Raw genomic sequence first — 16,705 nt, 5'->3', positions numbered from 1 at the left:
GCCGCTATTAGGATCACGATAAGTAGGACGCAGTTATGATCAGTGTTTTTGATATTTATAAAATAGGTATTGGCCCTTCGAGTTCGCATACCGTTGGCCCAATGCGCGCGGCCTATGAATTTTTACAAGCAGCGGATAGTAACGTCGGCTTAGCAAATGCCGACGGGATTGTGGTAGAGCTCTATGGCTCTCTGGGTCAAACCGGTAAAGGCCACGGCACTGGAAAGGCAGTCATTTTGGGACTCGCGGGTGAACTTCCGGAAACCGTCGATACCGACGCAGTTGACCAGTTTTTAGCAGACACGGAAAGCCGTCAAGAACTTGCGTTGCTAGGTGAGCATACCATTCACTTTCCACGCGAAGGCGCGATTATTTTCCATCGTCGTAAGACCATGCCTAAGCATGCAAATGCTATGGGACTGCGGCTATACAAAGGTGATACGGTCATCTACGAGGACCTTTATTACTCTATTGGCGGCGGCTTTATTGTTCGTGATGCAGACTTTGATGAGACCCTTGAAGAAGCCATTGAGCAATCTTCAAAGCCTATCCCTTATCCATTCGATACCGCAGCCGAATTGCTCGCGCATTGCAAAGAGCACGGGATGCGCGTCAGCTCATTGATGCTGGCAAACGAAAAAGTTTTTCGTAGCGAAGAAGATATCCGCGCTGGCCTGAAAACTATTTGGACCACTATGCAAGCGAGCATTCAGCGTGGGATTGCCACTGAAGGTATTTTGCCAGGCGGCTTAAAAGTACGCCGACGCGCATCAGGGCTATACCAAAAATTAAAAATGGAGCGCAGTAGCGACCCCATGCAAGCGATGGATTGGGTCGATTTATTCGCATTGGCGGTAAATGAAGAAAATGCCGCTGGCGGACGCATTGTGACCGCTCCCACCAACGGTGCTGCCGGTATTATCCCAGCAGTGATGAGTTATGCCGATAAGTTCATCGAGAAAATGGATGACGAAGCGGTGGTACGGTTTCTGTTAACCTCGGCAGCCATTGGTATTTTATACAAGAAAAATGCGTCTATTTCTGGTGCTGAAGTGGGGTGCCAAGGCGAAGTAGGTGTGGCCTGTTCCATGGCAGCCGGTGCTTTGGCTGAGTTCATGGGAGGTAACCCAGTGAATGTGGAAAATGCCGCCGAAATCGGCATGGAACATAACTTAGGGCTGACCTGCGATCCGGTCGGTGGTTTAGTTCAAGTGCCGTGCATTGAACGCAATGCAATGGGCGCCGTAAAAGCGATTAACGCCGCCAGACTAGCAATGCGCGGCAGCGGTGATCATAAAGTATCGTTGGACAAGGTCATTAAAACCATGTGGGACACTGGCAACGATATGAAAACCAAATACAAAGAAACCGCCCGTGGCGGTCTCGCTGTCAACATTATCGAATGCTAGTAACAGCCTCGCTCCCTGCCCTGCTAAAGGGTTGGGAGCGTGGTATCTTCAAATAGCTTCTCAATTTCTTCGTGGGTTTTCATGGTCGCCGCTTTATCGATTCGTTCACGTGTCAAATGTGGCGCAAATCCCTCAATAAAATCATACATATAAGTACGTAAGAAGGTGCCGCGACGAAAACCAATTTTGGTGGTGCTGGGCTCAAATAAATGCGAAGCCGGCAAAGCCACTAGGTCGGTATCTTTTTCTTGCTCGTAGGCCATTGTCGCGACAACACCTATACCAATTCCCATTCGCACGTATGTTTTAATGACATCCGCATCGGTCGCGGTAAAAACAATTTTCGGTTCCAAACCCGCCGCGCCAAACGCGCGATCGAGTTCAGAACGTCCAGTAAAGCCATGCACATAGGTCACAATCGGATGGTTAGCGACATCTTCAATGGTAAGCTTTTGGAGCTTAGCTAAAGGATGATCAGGACGCACAATAATCGAGCGGTTCCAGTGGTAGCACGGCAACATGATCAAGTCTTGGTACAAGTGCAAGGCTTCCGTCGCAATCGCAAAATCCGCTTTACCCTTTGCTGCTGCTTCACTGATCTGCTCTGGAGAGCCCTGATGCATATGCAGCGAGACTTTCGGATATTTTTCAATAAACCGCGTGATCACCTGCGGCAAGGCGTAACGCGCTTGTGTGTGAGTCGTCGCAATATTGAGCTTACCCTGATCCGGCATGGTATGTTCAGAGGCGACCGCTTTAATGCCGTCGACTTTGGATAAAATCTGCTGTGCGATAGCGATCACTTCTTGACCAGCAGGTGTAACGTGGGTCAGATGCTTACCGCTACGACCGAAGATCTGAATGCCGAGTTCATCTTCCAACATTCGTACTTGTTTACTGATGCCAGGTTGCGATGTAAACAAGCTTTCTGCGGTAGACGATACATTCAAATTGTGGTTCATTACTTCCACAATGTATCGTAATTGCTGTAGTTTCATAGTAGCCTCACAATGCACCTACGAGGGTAATCGATATTACGAAAATATATAACACGGACTGCAGTTATTACAAACCTAAAGTGAGTCATAGCCTGATGACAACGCGAAAACTAGACTTTCCAACTATCTTAGCGTCCAGCGTTCATGATATGAAAAACTCGCTGTCGATGTTATTGCAACTTATCGAACGATTGACAGAACAAGTCAATCAGCCAGACGTCGCCAACGATCTCGCCCATCTGCACTACGAAACGCAACGTATCAATATGGGGCTTATTCAGCTACTAGCGCTCTATCGCCACGATGCAGACAGCCTGCCTTTAGCCATGGAAGAGAACTTTGCTGATGAGTTAATTGAAGATGTGTTAGCGCAGAACGAAGTCTACATTCAGCAGCGTCAGTTAACGGTAACCACCGATATCGAGCCCGACCTGGCAGCGTATTTTGACCGTGACCTTATTTATACTCTGGTGAACGATATCGTGGTTAATGCTATGCGTTATGCCGCCGATAAACTTCATATTGTTGCTAAAAAGGCCGATAAAGGCTTAACCATTGAAATTCATGACGATGGACCCGGTTATCCGGAAAACATGTTACAGTCGTCTATACAGCCTCTTGGCGAGTTAGATTTAACCGCAGCACGAACGGGATTGGGACTGTTTTTTGCACAGCTGATCGCCAGTGTTCACCAACGCGATGATGTCAGCGGCAAAATTTTACTTGAAAATAACGGGTGTTTCGGTGGCAGTCTATTCCGCCTAACACTACCCTAGCGAGAAAATCTCGGATAACCTATAAGCTACATAACGAGAACAAATAACAACTATGATTTACACCACGGTTATCATTCTAATTGTTGTACTGGTGGTTCTAGCGATTATCGTTAACGCCGTGCAACAACGCAAGCAACGCCAAGACATAGAACGGCGTCAACGCTTGTACCGTTTTCGTAATATGCTCGAGCATTGCGAAGATTTGATTTCTGTTGCCAGCCAACTGCCCATTGGTAAAGCCCTTATTACTGTTCTCCATCGCCGAGCACGTGAAGCTCTCAGTGGTATGTATAGCGTCAATCCATCAGAGGACCTGAAGAAGCGTATTCAAGAGTACGATGAGCGCTTGAACGCAATGAAAGACGATGACGGGCTAATGACCGAGAGCTTCGAGCTGCCAGAAAATGATAAGCAAATTATCGCCATGATCAATGCGGTTAAGCGGCTGCGCTCGACGTTGCGTAATGAGCATTCTCGTGGTCGAGTGGACAGCCAAGTGTTCATCAACGAAGATCATCGTCTGGTGAAGTTACAAGTCAAAATCACTGTAGAGAGTCTCATCCGTCGCGGCAAATCGGCGTACCATAGTCAAATGCTTGGCTCCTCTCGCCAGTATTATGAAAAAGCCCTAAAAACCATCGAAAACCAAGATTACTCGGACGACTACTTGAATGGACGCAAGGCCACGATTGAGAATGAACTGGAGCAAATCACCAGTGAACTGCGTGACGTCAACGCCCGTGACGCTGCCAGCCGTAAGAGAGATGAGTTAGAAGAATTATTCCAGCCGAAGAAAAAGTGGTAACAATGTCTGATTGGAAAGATCAACTCAGCCAGTTAGTGTACTCAACCGACCAAGGCAAAATTGCACCCGAGGCTGAACCTGAAAAGATTGCTGAATCCGATGGCTTCGTGCGCTTGCGTCGAGAAACAAAGGGCCGTAAAGGCAAAGGAGTGACGATTGTTTCAGGCATCCCAGTTAGCGAAACCGACCTTAAAGCCATAGCCAAAAAACTCAAACAGTTATGTAGTGTTGGTGGATCTGTCAAGTTCCCCAACATCGAGTTACAAGGTGATCAACGCGACACTATTGAGCCGTGGTTAATACAGCACGGTTATCGGGTTAAACGCTCCGGTGGTTGAGTTTGTAGCGGATTTTCATGCAACGGTTGTGCTCGTCCCAACGCACCTCATCGGCTAACACTTTCACTAACGACAGGCCCCGGCCGTATGGTGCATCATCTGTAGCATTTGACGGTTTTTCAGTAGCTATCAGCGGTTCGAACTGCACATTTCCGCTAGCCAGCTCCGTTAAGCAAATCTCTAGGCGACTCTCCTGAGGATAATAATCTATCCGCAACTTCAATGAGGCGCCGGTGAGTTGCTCAAGCCGCTGCTTGCGAATGTCATAATAATGCTCAAACCCCTCACGCCCCTCTTTCAAATCGGAATCTAAATTTAATAGACCATGGTCAACTGCATTGTTATAGATTTCGGCAATCAACAAATACAGGGTCGACTTGTGCGATCGCAGTGCTTGCAGTTGGCACAGAGCATTGATAATTGACGAGATCGGATCTCGTGAACGAATTTCTTCGTCGTTTATGGTTACTTCAACCGCAAACGGTAGATGCTGTTGTTTACCAGTCACCTGTTCCACAGGCAAACCGGTTGCGCGACATTCGAGCATGGCAACAGTGAGGTCGTCACGTTGCTTTTCACCGCCACTAAAAGTTCTCACCTGTTCAACCAATGGCTTCATGCAAGGACCGCTGTGCTCTGCAATAATCCGCGCCACACCGTCTTCACCCAGCACTTGCCCAGCGCTATTGGTTAACTCAGATAAACCGTCACTGAACAACACCAACGTAGATTGCTCGTTAACACGCACAAAACTGACTCGACTATCAAACTCGTCAGGGTCAAGAATACCTAGCGCCATATGAGTTGACTCAATGCGTTGCTGAATCGCGCCGGCGGAGTCGATAAGAAGCCCGTCAGGCATACCGCCATTCCATACGGTTAAGCGTTCGCCGTTGGCTGACAGTTCAATAATAAACGCCGCACAAAACATATCGTCAGGCAATAACTGCACCAACCGTTGATTACATTCAGCCGCAATTTCGCTCACCGACAAACCGCGTTTAGCCATACTAAAAAAGGTCTGCGAAACTGGCAGCGCGCCTGTTGCTGGTGCCAATCCGTGCCCAGTAAAATCCCCAAGAAAGAGGTAAAGATTTCCCAACGGCCCTGGAGTGGCAAGACATATATCGCCGTTAAAGGTACTCGCCGGCGAAACGTGGGTTTGAATGCCGTCTAAGTCCAAACAGTTGTCAGCTAAAGCGTTCTGCAGCATGTGCCGAACAATATTTTGTTCCCGCTGCATGCGATTTGAGTGCCAAGCCAAAATACGGTTCTTTTCCGCCAGCGTCTGACTTAATTCCCGCACCCGCGCATGCGCTTGGATCTTCGCCTCAAGCACGATAGGTTCGAACGGCATACCAATAAAATCATCACCCCCCTGCTTTAGGCATTGCAATAAGGTTTGTTGATCATCTAATGCGGTAATAAAAATGATTGGTAGGTGGACATCGTCCGCCATCGCTTTCAAGCGCGGTGCAGTTTTTAAGCCATCAAGGCGGGGCATCATAACGTCTAACAATACAATGTCTGGAGCAAACTGTTCGAACCGCTCCAACGCATCAATACCATCGATGGCAGTGCAAACTTGATGACCGTTATTCGTTAATACGCCCTGTAATAAAAGTCGGTTAGCAGATTGGTCATCAACAACAAGAATGCGCATTTATTCAATAACGAACAATTTATCGAAACGCGAGATATCCAGAATGCGCCGAACTTCCGGTTTACTATTCACTAAATGAATTTCTTTTACGCTGTGGCCAAGAGACTTGCGCATGTTTAACAACATACCCAGTGCAGAACTATCCAAATATTCCGTTTCCCTTAAGTCGACGATAATGGTCGGCTGCATATCACCTACATTGGCATAAGCCTGACGAAATTCTTGTACCAAACTGAAGTCGAATTTGCCTTTAACGGTGATGACAAGTTGCTTCCCATCATTGGAAAATTGTTTACTGACGCTCATGCAAGATTCCTTTTCTTATTTCTGCACGTTGTTAGACAACCATAGGATACGTTTTTTTGATTGTCTTTGTCTTGTGAATCTCATACTCTTTTTAGCAAATAATGCAATCAGGTGTACACATGTCTGCCTCATCTATTCAGCAACTTCGCATACTTTTAGCTGAGCCCTCTGAAGTACAGCGCAAAGTCATCTCTCGCCAGCTAAACGAAGCCGGAGTGTCAGACGTTGCCGGAGTTGGCACCGTAGCAGAGGCTCTGCAAGCCATAGAACGCAGCAAACCCGATTTAGTGGCAAGCGCAATGTATTTTGCCGACGGCACCGCCCATGATCTTATTAATAGCCTACAACAGCATCAGTTGCACACCAGCACACAATTCATGCTGGTCTCCAGCGAATGGCGCCAAGACCAATTAGAGCAATTAAAACAATCCGGTATCGTCGCAATCCTACCCAAGCCCTTTACCTCAGAGCAACTCCAGCGAGCCGTTTCAGCCACCGTCGATTTGATGGAGCCCGAAACCCTAACGCTAGAACATTTAGACATCGAAGATCTCAGAGTATTGATTGTCGATGACAGTGTGACCTCACGCCATTACCTAATGCGCGTCCTGCAAAATATGGGCGTAGACCACGTAGTAGAAGCAGAAGATGGCATGCAGGCCGTAGAGATACTCGACCAACAACGGTTCGACCTGATTGTCACCGACTTCAACATGCCAGAAATGAATGGCCGTGACCTCGCCGATAAAGTGCGTGAAAACCCACACCACGCCCATACCCCAATACTAATGGTCACCGCCAGAGCTAACGCCCCACAGTTAGCCAACATCAAACAAAGCGGTATCGACGCCCTAACCGACAAACCCTTCGAACCCGCCGTACTTCGACAACTGCTTACCCGCATTCTAGAACCCTAACACCATCACCTTTGATAGCAATTCTTTACTGCGGCTGTTAGCTTGGGCTCGCGGCATCGTCAGGGTTGGGGGAAGGCTCGGGGTGTGGGCGCTGGGCTGGTTAGTGCTCAGCGTCCCGCCGGTTCACGGTGTCTCCGGTAAAAAGACGCTCGAGCCATCCATGGCCGCTCAGTCTCTGGCCCTCCCTGGCCAGAGATGCTTTTTACCGGAGCCCCCGCGCCCCAACGACACGCCCATCAATATCGAGGAAAACGCGCCCACACCCCGAGCCAAATAGGTGCGGAGAAGCGATGCCGCCCACCATCGCGGAAAGCCGCAGTAAAGAAGTATCCGCCTTTATCTACTCGCTTCTATCCATTAGCTTCAGACAGCCTGCTTGGGGTTGGTTGTTCTCTGCCACGGCGCGCTCGGTGTTGCATCGGCATCGCTTCTCCGTAGCCCTAAGCTTGGGGTGTAGGCGCGACTTCACCTACATTTAACGCACAACGTTGGGGCGCGAAGCTGGGGAAAAAGTATCTCCGGCCATGGACGGCCGGAGACTAAGCGCCTCATGGATGAGCTTGAGCGGCTTTTTCCCCAGCTTGGTGAACCGGCGGGGTGCCGTGCAATGACCCTCTGAGCGCCTATACACCAAGCGCCCTCCAGCCCCTCACGATGCCGACACGCCCAAGCTAATCGCCGTGGTAGAGAACAACCAACCCCAACCCTGACGATGCCGCGAGCCCAAAACTAAGACCACGGTATAGAACCGTGGCGCTTAAGTGCTTACTCCGGGCGCTTTTGGTATTTGTGGTAGAGCTCTGTTTGTCTGCTCTGCAGGGTCACTTTTCTGCCGTTAATAAACATTGCGCTCAGGTCTTGTCCTAATGGATCAAAGATATCGCCTTTGGAGACAATCAATGAGGCTTTTTTGCCCACGGTCAGTGACCCTAGCTGTGCACCCACACCTAATAACTTTGCTGGTTTGAGAGTGACCATAGCTAATGCTTTATCGGGGTTTAGTCCGTACGCTATGGCATTTCCTACACCAAAGGCTAAGTTACGGGTATCCCAATAGCCTGGATAGGCCAACGCTAGGTTAACTCCGGCGGCGGCGAGTTCACCGGCACTGCGATAAGCTTGGTCATAGCCGTCATCGTTATGGTTGGGTAAGCCGAAGAGGCCTTCAAAAATCACTGGGGTTTGGCTTTTCGCTAACCGCTCTTTAATTCGCCATGCGTCGGCAGCGCCCACAAGAACTAACTGGAAGCCATATTCTTTGGCAATATCTAACGCTTGCTCTAACTGTCGCACGTCGTTGGCGTGAACATACAATGGCAGACTACCGTCAAACAGTCCTAACATCGCTTCCCAACGCACATCTACGGCATTTAATTGGTCGGCTTGTTTGGCATCGTAATAGGCTTTGGCATCAACAAAAACTTGCTTCAACGTGTCTAGCGCTTTGGCGTTAGCTTCACGTTGTTGCTCTGGCGTGCGTTGTTCCCACCAAGCGTCGACTACGTAGGTTCGCGGCCATTGCACATGCATACCGGTTTTGGCCCGCACGATAGCATCATCGGCATTCCAGCCGTCTAGCTGCATCAGTGACGACGCTCCCATCACTAGCTGCCCCTGCGGCACAACTTGGGCATATGCAACGCCGTTGTAGCGAACGGTAGGAATCACTTCTGAGTCGGCATTAAACGCCACATGCGCCGTCACTTCTGGGTGAATCGCGCCAACTTCTTCACTGTCGCGAGTGGCTCGAACTGCCTCAATTTCGTTCAAGCCGAGGGTGGTATCCATCGCAATTAACCCTGGATACACGTGCTGTCCTTGGATATCAATAACTTCCGTGTTATCTGGCAAGGTCAGTTGGTTACCCATAGCAATGATTTCACCACCGGAGAACAGTAGGTCTGTGTTAACCATCACTCCTTGCGTCACCGTATGTAGCGTTCCACCTTTTAATAAAATGGGATGCTGCTGCTTTTCACCGGGAACTTGATCGTGAGCTGACGCCGTGCTTGCTGCCAGCGCCAACACTAATCCGCTAAATAAGTGCTTCCATGATTTCATTAGTGTGCTCCCATCAATTGGTTATGCTGGGCTTGGTGCAACCAAACATCGTGCTCAGTCTCACAACGCCATAATGGCTGCGCTTCTTTATAGCCATGTTCAGCGCCTGCACGCTGTTCTAACGGCGTAGCTAATAGCTTTTGAATTAACGCATTTTTCTCTGCAGCAACTTGCTGCTGACGTTGTTTATCGATGTCTCTATCGAAATACTTACGGCCGTTAATCCAAGTTTGCTGGGCTTGCGCATAAGCACTTAATGGGTGGTGATTCCACAACACGAAATCGGCATCTTTACCGACTTCAATGCTACCCACGTGCTCGTCAATATGCAGTTGTTTTGCTGGGTTGATAGTAATCATCTTTAACGCGTCATGCTCACTCATACCGCAGTAGCGCACAGACTTCGCCGCTTCGGTATTCAACCGCCGTTGCAAGTCTTCACTATCTGAGTTGATACTGGTTAACACGCCACGTTGCTGCATTAGGCAAGCGTTTTGTGGAATGGCATCGTAGACTTCAAACTTGTATGCCCACCAGTCGGCAAAGGTCGAGCCCGAGGCACCGTGCTTGGCCATTTCGTCAGCAACCTTGTAGCCCTCTAAAATGTGGGTGAAGGTATTCACTCGAAAGCCAAACTCTTCGGCTAAGTTCATTAACATAAGAATTTCTGAAGCTACATAGGAATGCGAGTGAATAAACATTTTGCTGTTCAGTATATCCAACAGTGCTTCCAACCGTTGATCCGGGCGTGGCGGCGCGGTTTTGCGACGTTCCGCCGAACTCAGTTGTTGATACTCGACTTTGCGCTGCTGGTATTCAATCGCTTGTTGAAAACCATCACGCATGATGGTTTCTACGCCCAACCGAGTTTGCGGATAACGCACAGTATAATCGTCGCCCCAGTTCGATTGTTTGACGTTTTCACCCAACGCGAACTTGATGCTAGGTGGCGCAGCATCAAACTTCATTTGCTCGGCGGTAGCGCCCCAACGCAGCTTGATCACCTGCGCTTGTCCGCCGATAGGGTTGGCTGAGCCGTGTAACAACTGTGCAGTCGTGGTACCTCCGGCTAGCGAGTAATAGATATGCGGGTCATCAGGGTTAACCACATCGCCGATGCGAACTTCTGAGGTGATCGCTTCAGAGCCTTCATTGACCCCACCGTCGATTGCGATATGCGAATGCTCATCGATAATACCTGGCGTTAAATGCAGGCCCGCAGCATCGATCTCTTGGGTACCGGCTGGCACCGATAGTGCTTTGCCGATTTTACTGAAGCGGCCGTTTTCTACGTATACATCAACGTCTTTTAATACCCCATCTGCAGTCGCTGTCCACACCGTTGCGTGACGAATAACAACGTTTTGCCGCGGCGGCAGCTGTGGCAAGCCAAATGCACGATTGGGATAGGTTAACTTGCTCACAAAAGTGGGTTTACTAGGTTGCTGCTCAGGCTCCTCGTTCGCCAACGGCTTTCGCGAGGCGATCACGTGTTGGCGTTGCCCCTGTGGATCAATCAGCTCCAAGGTGAATTGGTGTTTGCTATCAGGCAACAACGCTAAACGCCATGCATCGTGCTGCTCATTCGGCGCGAACGCCACCCATGTTGTTTGCTGGTCTTGCACCTGAAGTTTATCGGTGCGCCACTTTTCACCGTTAATGGTTAAGCTGAGCTCAGCAGACGGTGACGTCTTAAGCGTTAACTCAGCAGTCTGATCAGACCCCCAAGGCCATTGATAGTGGCCGGCAAAATCCACCGCATCCATCGACTTAATAACATGCTCTTGGCCTTGTAGCCACACCGAGTAAATTTCGCCTTGTTGGAAAATATCTCCGCGAGAAATTACAAAGTCTGCTTTATAACCGGGCACAAGCTTACCCGCCTTATCATCGATGCCGGCGAGCTTTGCTGGCACAGTTGTTAGTGCCGCAAGCGCTTGTTTTTCAGACAATCCATAAGGCATTGCTCGGCGCAGGTTGTGCCAGAATTGTTCAGGCTTTTCTAAGCCGGTGAGGGTAAATGCGAATACCATTCCTGCATTTGCAATCACGGCAGGATTAGACGGCGCTCTCTCCCAGTGGCGTAATTTAGCCAAATCTACGTCAATGGCACGATAACGACCATCAACGTCTGGCGCCGCCGGAAAGTTAAGTGGCACAATGAGTGCGGCATTGGTTGCTTGCACCGCATCAATGCGGTCATATTCATAACCAGAGGCGACGTAGCTCACTGGAACACCAAATTGGTCGAATAATTTATCTGCACGGAGCAATGATTTCTCGTCGTTGACTCTGAATATCATTCCCTGTTTATCAATATCTACTAGCGCTTTTAGGGCCGCATTAAATTCAACAGCGGCATCATAATACTGCTTACCTTGTGCTTGTCGGTACCAATCCGCGTCAGAAAGTGTCTGCCGAATGAGGGCAATACTGCCCATCAGCGAGGATGGGTACTGCTGCCGCGAGCTGCCTTTATCGAACGAGCCGAATTGGCGGCTGTTGGCTCGGTAAATCACGTCATTGGCGATATTATTAGCCAGCGATACGGTCACCGCTTGGCCTTGAAAAATGCCATCTTGGCGTGCAGTTTGCACACTGGTGAAACCCTGTTCTATATATTGCTTCGCTTGTTCTGGCTGCGTTTCAAATTCGCTAAACCATTGCTGTTGCGCATGAATTGCATCGTTTGCGGCATTACCACCTTCGCGGTGGTTGTTGTATAGCGGCGTATCATCAGTATGTTCGGGCTTAACAGCTTTACTAATACCATAATCGCTGTAGGCGTCGATAAAGCCAGGATAAATGGTGAAGCCGGTGGCATCAATTATGCGCGCGCCCTGTGGTGCTTGATTGTTGCGTTGCACCGCCTCAACTAAACCATTGCGAATCACTAAGGTTGCATGCTCCACAGTTTGTCCGGGCTGCATGACAATCGTTGCGTTCTGAAACGCAACAAAGCTCGGAGTATTGTCGGTAATACCATTCACTCGCGCGGTTTGATCTGCTTTACTGGGGCTGGAAACCAGTGCCAAAATGACGCCACAAACGGCGCCTATGGACGCTCTGCTATTCATTCAGTGTTCCCTCTTTTGAACAGAGTTTTAATTCGCTATAGTGACAGCCAGACGTTACCGGTTACAACAAAAAGCGACGAACAGTGTTAAAAAAAGGTATCATTTGCGGCAGTGTGTGATTAACGCCGCGCTGACAATGGCAAACTTGGAGTGACATTATGCCCGAACAACAAGCGAGTATCTTGGTTGCTGACGATGACTTAATTAGCAGTGAAGTCACCAAAGCAATGCTAGCTATCTACCCGGTAAATGTCATTACCGTTGAGAGTGGACAAGCCGCTATCCAGCAAGCTATTGCTCTGCGCCCACAACTGATTCTGCTTGATTATGAGATGCCTGACATTAATGGTGCCGATGTTTGTCGCGAATTGCGCCGCAGCGATGCCTGCCAAAGCACACCAGTAGTGGCAATCACGAGCCACCATAGTGCCACTGAAATGGAAGACTGCCGAGCGGCTGGCATGGATGCAACGTTGCACAAACCGGTCAATCCTGATGCCTTAGATGAAATACTGCGGCGTTACCTATTTAACGACGCCTCATCATAATCTACGACTAAGCGCTGACTCAGTCCCGGCTGGGTTCGCACTACACGGTCTAGCTCCGTGGCTAGGTGCGCTTTAAGCTTCTCAAACTGAGCGATAAAACTCTCTGCATCTGCATCTTCCACGAGTTTCAACCAGTTCTCAAAATGGTCGATAAAAGTACGAAACATCGGCAAGCGCTGCTGTTGCGCAAACAAAATTTCTTGGTAAAGCTTACCGTGTTGTTGAAATAGCCGTGCCAACGTGAGTAGCTGTAACTGTTGCAACGGTGAACTAAGCTCAGCCAACTGCTCGATATCAACCTGTTGTTCAACTAAATGACTGGCGTAACTTAGTTGGGTTAAATGGCGCATACCTTGCACCCAAGCCATCGCTTGGTCGTGCTCGGCGGCAGGCATTTCAATACACTCTGCCCCCCACAGTTGAAATTGCTGTAACAACCATTGGTAATGTTGTGGCTGGCGACCGTGGCATACAATAAGACGCTGCCGTGCCAAATGTTCGATGTTTGGACCAAACATCGGATGCATACCCAGCACTGGGCCAGAATGCGCCGTTAACATCTGCTTTAGCGGCTCGCTTTTGCTACTGCCAATGTCGGCAACCACACAATCAGCGGCTAGGGGTGGAAGCTGGGCTAATACGGCGGCAATATCCGCCATTGGGGTACACACTAAAACCAGTTGCGCGGTTTGCGCCAGTTCCTCGGTGAGAGCCTCGCTGCCCAGTTCTAACCCATGCACGCGATAGCCTGATTGCTGAAACCATTGCTGAAAGCGTCGCCCCAATCGCCCTGCTGCACCCACAATAACAATCAAGCGCTGTCGATCGCCGCTGATAGCGGGTTGACGTTGCAATTGCGTGAGATAAGACTCCTCAATCACACGGCGTAACACGTCTTCTAGCAAGTTAGGGTTTAGTCCACGGCGTTCTGCCTCAGCTCGACGTTGTTCCAACAGCTGTTGCTCTCGCTCTGGAACATACACCGGTTGGCCTAACTGTTGCTTTAGCAATCCAATCTCAGCCGCAACCTCCACTCGTTGCGCCAGTAATTCCACCAACTGCTGATCAAGTTGGTCGATTTTTTGGCGAAACTGTTGCAGTTTTTTAGCTTGCGGTGACTGAGCCATGCAATTGCATCCGTAAAATTTTGTAGGCGCGTTGCAGCTGTTTCATGGTTGCTTCATCTCCGCCTTTATCTGGGTGGTGTTGATGAACCATTACTCGGTATTGGCGCTTTAACTGCGCCATATCGTAGTGTTCGTCCACTGCCATAAGTTCCCGCGCTTGTTGTAACTCCGATTCTGCCACTTGCGTTATTTGCTGACCAGCCATTTGCTGCCAGAATCGGTCGAGCAAGCGTTCAACATCACTGGCATGGGTTTTATCGAGTTGGCTTAGGTCGAGATAATAGCGCGCCAGCGCATCGTCATGAATAATGCCGTCGGTGCCACTCTGGTAGGGTAACGCGCGAATAGTCGTACCAATGATTTGTAGTTCAGCGTGCTCGGATTGGCGCCAATGCTGACGAATGCGATGCAAACAATGATAAACCAGAAAATGGGTTTGAAATAGACTTAGTGGATCGCGCAAGGCTTCTGCATCGAACCACTGGTAGGGCTCGACTTGCAGCTCTTGAATAAGCGCATATTCACTTATCGCCCCCATTTGAGCTTCAAGGATTTGCTCAATATCGGCTTGCAGTTGTTGCAGATAATTCGCGTTTTGCATAGACATATCGCTACATCATAGCGGTTTAGCTACAAAAAAGCCCAGTCATTTGACTGGGCTTTTTGCTGCAGATCAATCGCGCGCCTACAGCTTTTCTCTAATACGCGCTGATTTACCTGAACGCTCACGCAAGTAGTACAGTTTCGCACGGCGAACAGCACCACGACGTTTCACTGTGATACTATCAACCAATGGGCTGTGCGTTTGGAATGTACGCTCAACACCTTCGCCGCTAGATACCTTACGAACCGTGAATGCAGAGTGCAAACCGCGGTTGCGTACGCGAATGACGACGCCTTCAAACGCCTGCAAACGCTCACGCGAGCCTTCTTTAACTTTAACATTAACGACAACAGTGTCACCCGGAGCGAACTCAGGGAGATCTTTTTTCATCTGCTCGTCTTCGAGCTGCTTGATGATATTTTGACTTACTTTTGCCATGTTGGCCTCTCTTTCCTAGATTAAACTGTCCGCTGCTAGCAGTCGTCTTGTTGCTTAAACTCGGTTAACAACAAGGTCTGCTCGTCAGTCAGAGCTAGGTTGCTAATTAATTCAGGTCGTCGCAGCCAAGTTCTACCTAGAGCTTGCTGCAAACGCCAGCGTCGAATTTTCTCGTGGTTACCGCTCAGTAATACTGCCGGTACCTTACTGCCGTTAAAGTCTTCAGGGCGCGTATAGTGTGGGCAGTCTAGCAATCCGTCAGTAAAAGAATCCTCTGTCGCTGACGCATCGTGGCCTAGCACTCCTGGAACCCACCGCGCGACAGCATCAATTAAGACCATCGCTGGGAGTTCTCCCCCACTCAATACGAAATCCCCAATGGACCATTCTGCATCGACATACTGTTCAATAACACGTTCGTCGATACCTTCATAACGGCCAGCAATGAGAATCATGCGATCATGCTCAGCCAGTGATTTCACCCCGGCATGATCCAATTTCTTGCCTTGTGGAGACAGATATATCACTGGAGTCCCTTCACCTAACGATTGCTTCGCAGCGGCGATGGCGTCAACCAGAGGTTGTACCATCATCAACATACCCGGACCACCGCCATAAGGACGATCATCAACGGTACGATGCTTATCGTGAGTGAAATCTCTGGGATTCCAACACTCGACTGTCAACAGACCTTGTTCCACTGCGCGACGCGTTACGCCGTAATCAGTGATCGCGCTAAACATCTCCGGAAATAGGCTTATTACGCCAATTCTGAGGTTTTGCGCCATTAAAAGTCCGACGGCCAGTCAACCGTAATTTGTTTCGCTTCCGTATCTACCGAGACGATATATTCGCTCTGCACGAAAGGAATCAAACGCTCATTTTTACCAAATGCATCCCGTGCATTGGCTTTCACCACTAACACGTCATTCGATGCCGTTGGCATAATCTGCTCCACCACGCCCATATCGTAACCGTCAGTATTTAATACTTGCAGGCCGATCAGGTCGCGCCAGTAAAACTCATCTTCCGACAACTCAGGCAAAACTTGGGCATCAACAACGATGTCTTGGCCGGTAAGTTTGGCCGCTTCATCTCTGTCTTCGATACCTTCCACGCGAGCAATAATGCTTTTACCGTGGAACCGCCATTCGGCGACTTGCATAGCTTTTGCTGTCCGCCCGACAAGCCAAGGGCGATAATCAAAAATAGCTTCAGCGTGTTCTGTGAACGACTGAATTCGCAACCAACCTTTAACGCCGTATACCGCGCCGAAGCGGCCGATAACAACTGTGTCTTGCGATTCTGCCATAGTCACTCTTAAAGCTATTAGGCCGCTGCGCGAGCGTCCTTGACCAATTTAGCAACACGCTCAGACAATGTTGCACCATGGCCAACCCAGTGTTCGATGCGCTCTAGGTCGATACGGATACGTTCTTCCTGGCCACGAGCCACAGGGTTAAAGAAACCGACATTTTCGATAAAACGGCCGTCACGAGAGTTACGGCTGTCAGTCACTACCATTTGGTAGAAGGGGCTTTTTTTCGCGCCACCACGTTGTAAACGAATGGTTACCATTGCGTTCCTCAATTACTGTTGTGTTTGTTAAGTTAAAGCAAAAAACCCCGAACGGATTCA

17 protein-coding genes are annotated in these 16,705 nt (G+C 49.3%); 6 read left to right on the top strand and 11 right to left on the bottom strand.

The features are described 5' to 3' along the window. The first annotated feature begins 35 nt into the window (after nucleotides 1-35). Nucleotides 36-1,409 carry an L-serine ammonia-lyase gene (locus CWI84_RS10015; protein WP_126842454.1) on the top strand — a complete coding sequence of 458 codons (1,374 nt, stop codon included), beginning with the start codon at nucleotides 36-38 and terminating at the stop codon, nucleotides 1,407-1,409. 23 nt (nucleotides 1,410-1,432) lie between these two features. Here the strand turns inward: CWI84_RS10015 and cysB are convergent, their stop codons facing one another. After that, entirely contained in the window at nucleotides 1,433-2,407 is a 975-nt protein-coding gene (cysB, locus tag CWI84_RS10010; RefSeq protein WP_126842453.1) for an HTH-type transcriptional regulator CysB, read from the bottom strand. Between the two features lie 149 nt (nucleotides 2,408-2,556). Here cysB and CWI84_RS10005 point away from each other — a divergent pair, with 149 nt between their 5' ends. The 3 genes from CWI84_RS10005 to CWI84_RS09995 are packed head-to-tail and all read left to right on the top strand — an operon-like array spanning nucleotide 2,557 to nucleotide 4,326. Then, nucleotides 2,557-3,183 (top strand): sensor histidine kinase, encoded by a 627-nt coding sequence (locus CWI84_RS10005; RefSeq protein WP_241968770.1) that lies wholly within the window; start codon nucleotides 2,557-2,559, stop codon nucleotides 3,181-3,183. A gap of 52 nt (nucleotides 3,184-3,235) precedes the next feature. After that, a complete protein-coding gene (locus CWI84_RS10000; RefSeq protein WP_126842451.1) occupies nucleotides 3,236-3,988 on the top strand; it encodes a hypothetical protein in 753 nt (250 codons plus the stop codon). A 2-nt stretch (nucleotides 3,989-3,990) separates the two neighbouring features. Further along, the gene (locus CWI84_RS09995) at nucleotides 3,991-4,326 is read left to right on the top strand and encodes a translation initiation factor (protein WP_126842450.1); all 336 of its coding nucleotides are present in this window, start codon (nucleotides 3,991-3,993) and stop codon (nucleotides 4,324-4,326) included. Here the strand turns inward: CWI84_RS09995 and CWI84_RS09990 are convergent. Next, nucleotides 4,307-5,989, bottom strand: a complete 1,683-nt coding sequence (locus tag CWI84_RS09990; RefSeq protein ID WP_126842449.1) for a PP2C family protein-serine/threonine phosphatase — start codon at nucleotides 5,987-5,989, stop codon at nucleotides 4,307-4,309. The two genes, CWI84_RS09995 and CWI84_RS09990, sit on opposite strands and share 20 nt — an antisense overlap. Further along, the gene (locus CWI84_RS09985; RefSeq protein ID WP_126842448.1) at nucleotides 5,990-6,295 is read right to left on the bottom strand and encodes an STAS domain-containing protein; all 306 of its coding nucleotides are present in this window, start codon (nucleotides 6,293-6,295) and stop codon (nucleotides 5,990-5,992) included. Nucleotides 6,296-6,414: 119 nt separating this feature from the next. Here CWI84_RS09985 and CWI84_RS09980 point away from each other — a divergent pair, with 119 nt between their 5' ends. Beyond that, on the top strand, nucleotides 6,415-7,212 hold the full coding sequence (locus CWI84_RS09980; RefSeq protein ID WP_126842447.1) for a response regulator: 798 nt from the start codon (nucleotides 6,415-6,417) through the stop codon (nucleotides 7,210-7,212). A 765-nt stretch (nucleotides 7,213-7,977) separates the two neighbouring features. Here CWI84_RS09980 and CWI84_RS09975 read toward each other — a convergent pair. Together CWI84_RS09975 and CWI84_RS09970 are read right to left on the bottom strand one after the other, a co-directional pair. Continuing rightward, nucleotides 7,978-9,273 carry an amidohydrolase family protein gene (locus tag CWI84_RS09975; RefSeq protein WP_126842446.1) on the bottom strand — a complete coding sequence of 432 codons (1,296 nt, stop codon included), beginning with the start codon at nucleotides 9,271-9,273 and terminating at the stop codon, nucleotides 7,978-7,980. Beyond that, on the bottom strand, nucleotides 9,273-12,350 hold the full coding sequence (locus tag CWI84_RS09970) for an amidohydrolase family protein (protein WP_126842445.1): 3,078 nt from the start codon (nucleotides 12,348-12,350) through the stop codon (nucleotides 9,273-9,275). The genes CWI84_RS09975 and CWI84_RS09970 overlap by 1 nt, the downstream gene beginning before the upstream one ends. Nucleotides 12,351-12,508: 158 nt before the next feature. Here CWI84_RS09970 and CWI84_RS09965 point away from each other — a divergent pair, with 158 nt between their 5' ends. Further along, complete coding sequence (locus CWI84_RS09965; protein ID WP_126842444.1) at nucleotides 12,509-12,898, top strand: response regulator; 390 nt, start codon at nucleotides 12,509-12,511, stop codon at nucleotides 12,896-12,898. On the opposite strand, the gene tyrA is transcribed toward CWI84_RS09965, so the two are convergent. The 6 genes from tyrA to rpsP form a co-directional block, all read right to left on the bottom strand. Next, on the bottom strand, nucleotides 12,871-14,025 hold the full coding sequence (tyrA, locus tag CWI84_RS09960; RefSeq protein WP_126842443.1) for a bifunctional chorismate mutase/prephenate dehydrogenase: 1,155 nt from the start codon (nucleotides 14,023-14,025) through the stop codon (nucleotides 12,871-12,873). The two genes, CWI84_RS09965 and tyrA, sit on opposite strands and share 28 nt — an antisense overlap. Further along, complete coding sequence (locus CWI84_RS09955; protein ID WP_126842442.1) at nucleotides 14,003-14,632, bottom strand: DNA-J related domain-containing protein; 630 nt, start codon at nucleotides 14,630-14,632, stop codon at nucleotides 14,003-14,005. The genes tyrA and CWI84_RS09955 overlap by 23 nt, the downstream gene beginning before the upstream one ends. Nucleotides 14,633-14,710: 78 nt before the next feature. After that, a complete protein-coding gene (gene rplS, locus CWI84_RS09950; RefSeq protein ID WP_126842441.1) occupies nucleotides 14,711-15,067 on the bottom strand; it encodes a 50S ribosomal protein L19 in 357 nt (118 codons plus the stop codon). Between the two features lie 35 nt (nucleotides 15,068-15,102). Further along, nucleotides 15,103-15,855 carry a tRNA (guanosine(37)-N1)-methyltransferase TrmD gene (trmD, locus tag CWI84_RS09945; RefSeq protein WP_126842440.1) on the bottom strand — a complete coding sequence of 251 codons (753 nt, stop codon included), beginning with the start codon at nucleotides 15,853-15,855 and terminating at the stop codon, nucleotides 15,103-15,105. Next, entirely contained in the window at nucleotides 15,855-16,379 is a 525-nt protein-coding gene (gene rimM, locus CWI84_RS09940; protein WP_126842439.1) for a ribosome maturation factor RimM, read from the bottom strand. The genes trmD and rimM overlap by 1 nt, the downstream gene beginning before the upstream one ends. A 17-nt stretch (nucleotides 16,380-16,396) precedes the next feature. Continuing rightward, the gene (gene rpsP / locus CWI84_RS09935) at nucleotides 16,397-16,645 is read right to left on the bottom strand and encodes a 30S ribosomal protein S16 (RefSeq protein WP_126842438.1); all 249 of its coding nucleotides are present in this window, start codon (nucleotides 16,643-16,645) and stop codon (nucleotides 16,397-16,399) included. Nucleotides 16,646-16,705 lie beyond the last annotated feature (60 nt).

The sequence above is a fragment of the Idiomarina tyrosinivorans genome (assembly GCF_003987475.1).
GTDB lineage: Bacteria > Pseudomonadota > Gammaproteobacteria > Enterobacterales > Alteromonadaceae > Idiomarina > Idiomarina tyrosinivorans.
This window is presented reverse-complemented; position numbering and strand designations above follow the sequence as displayed.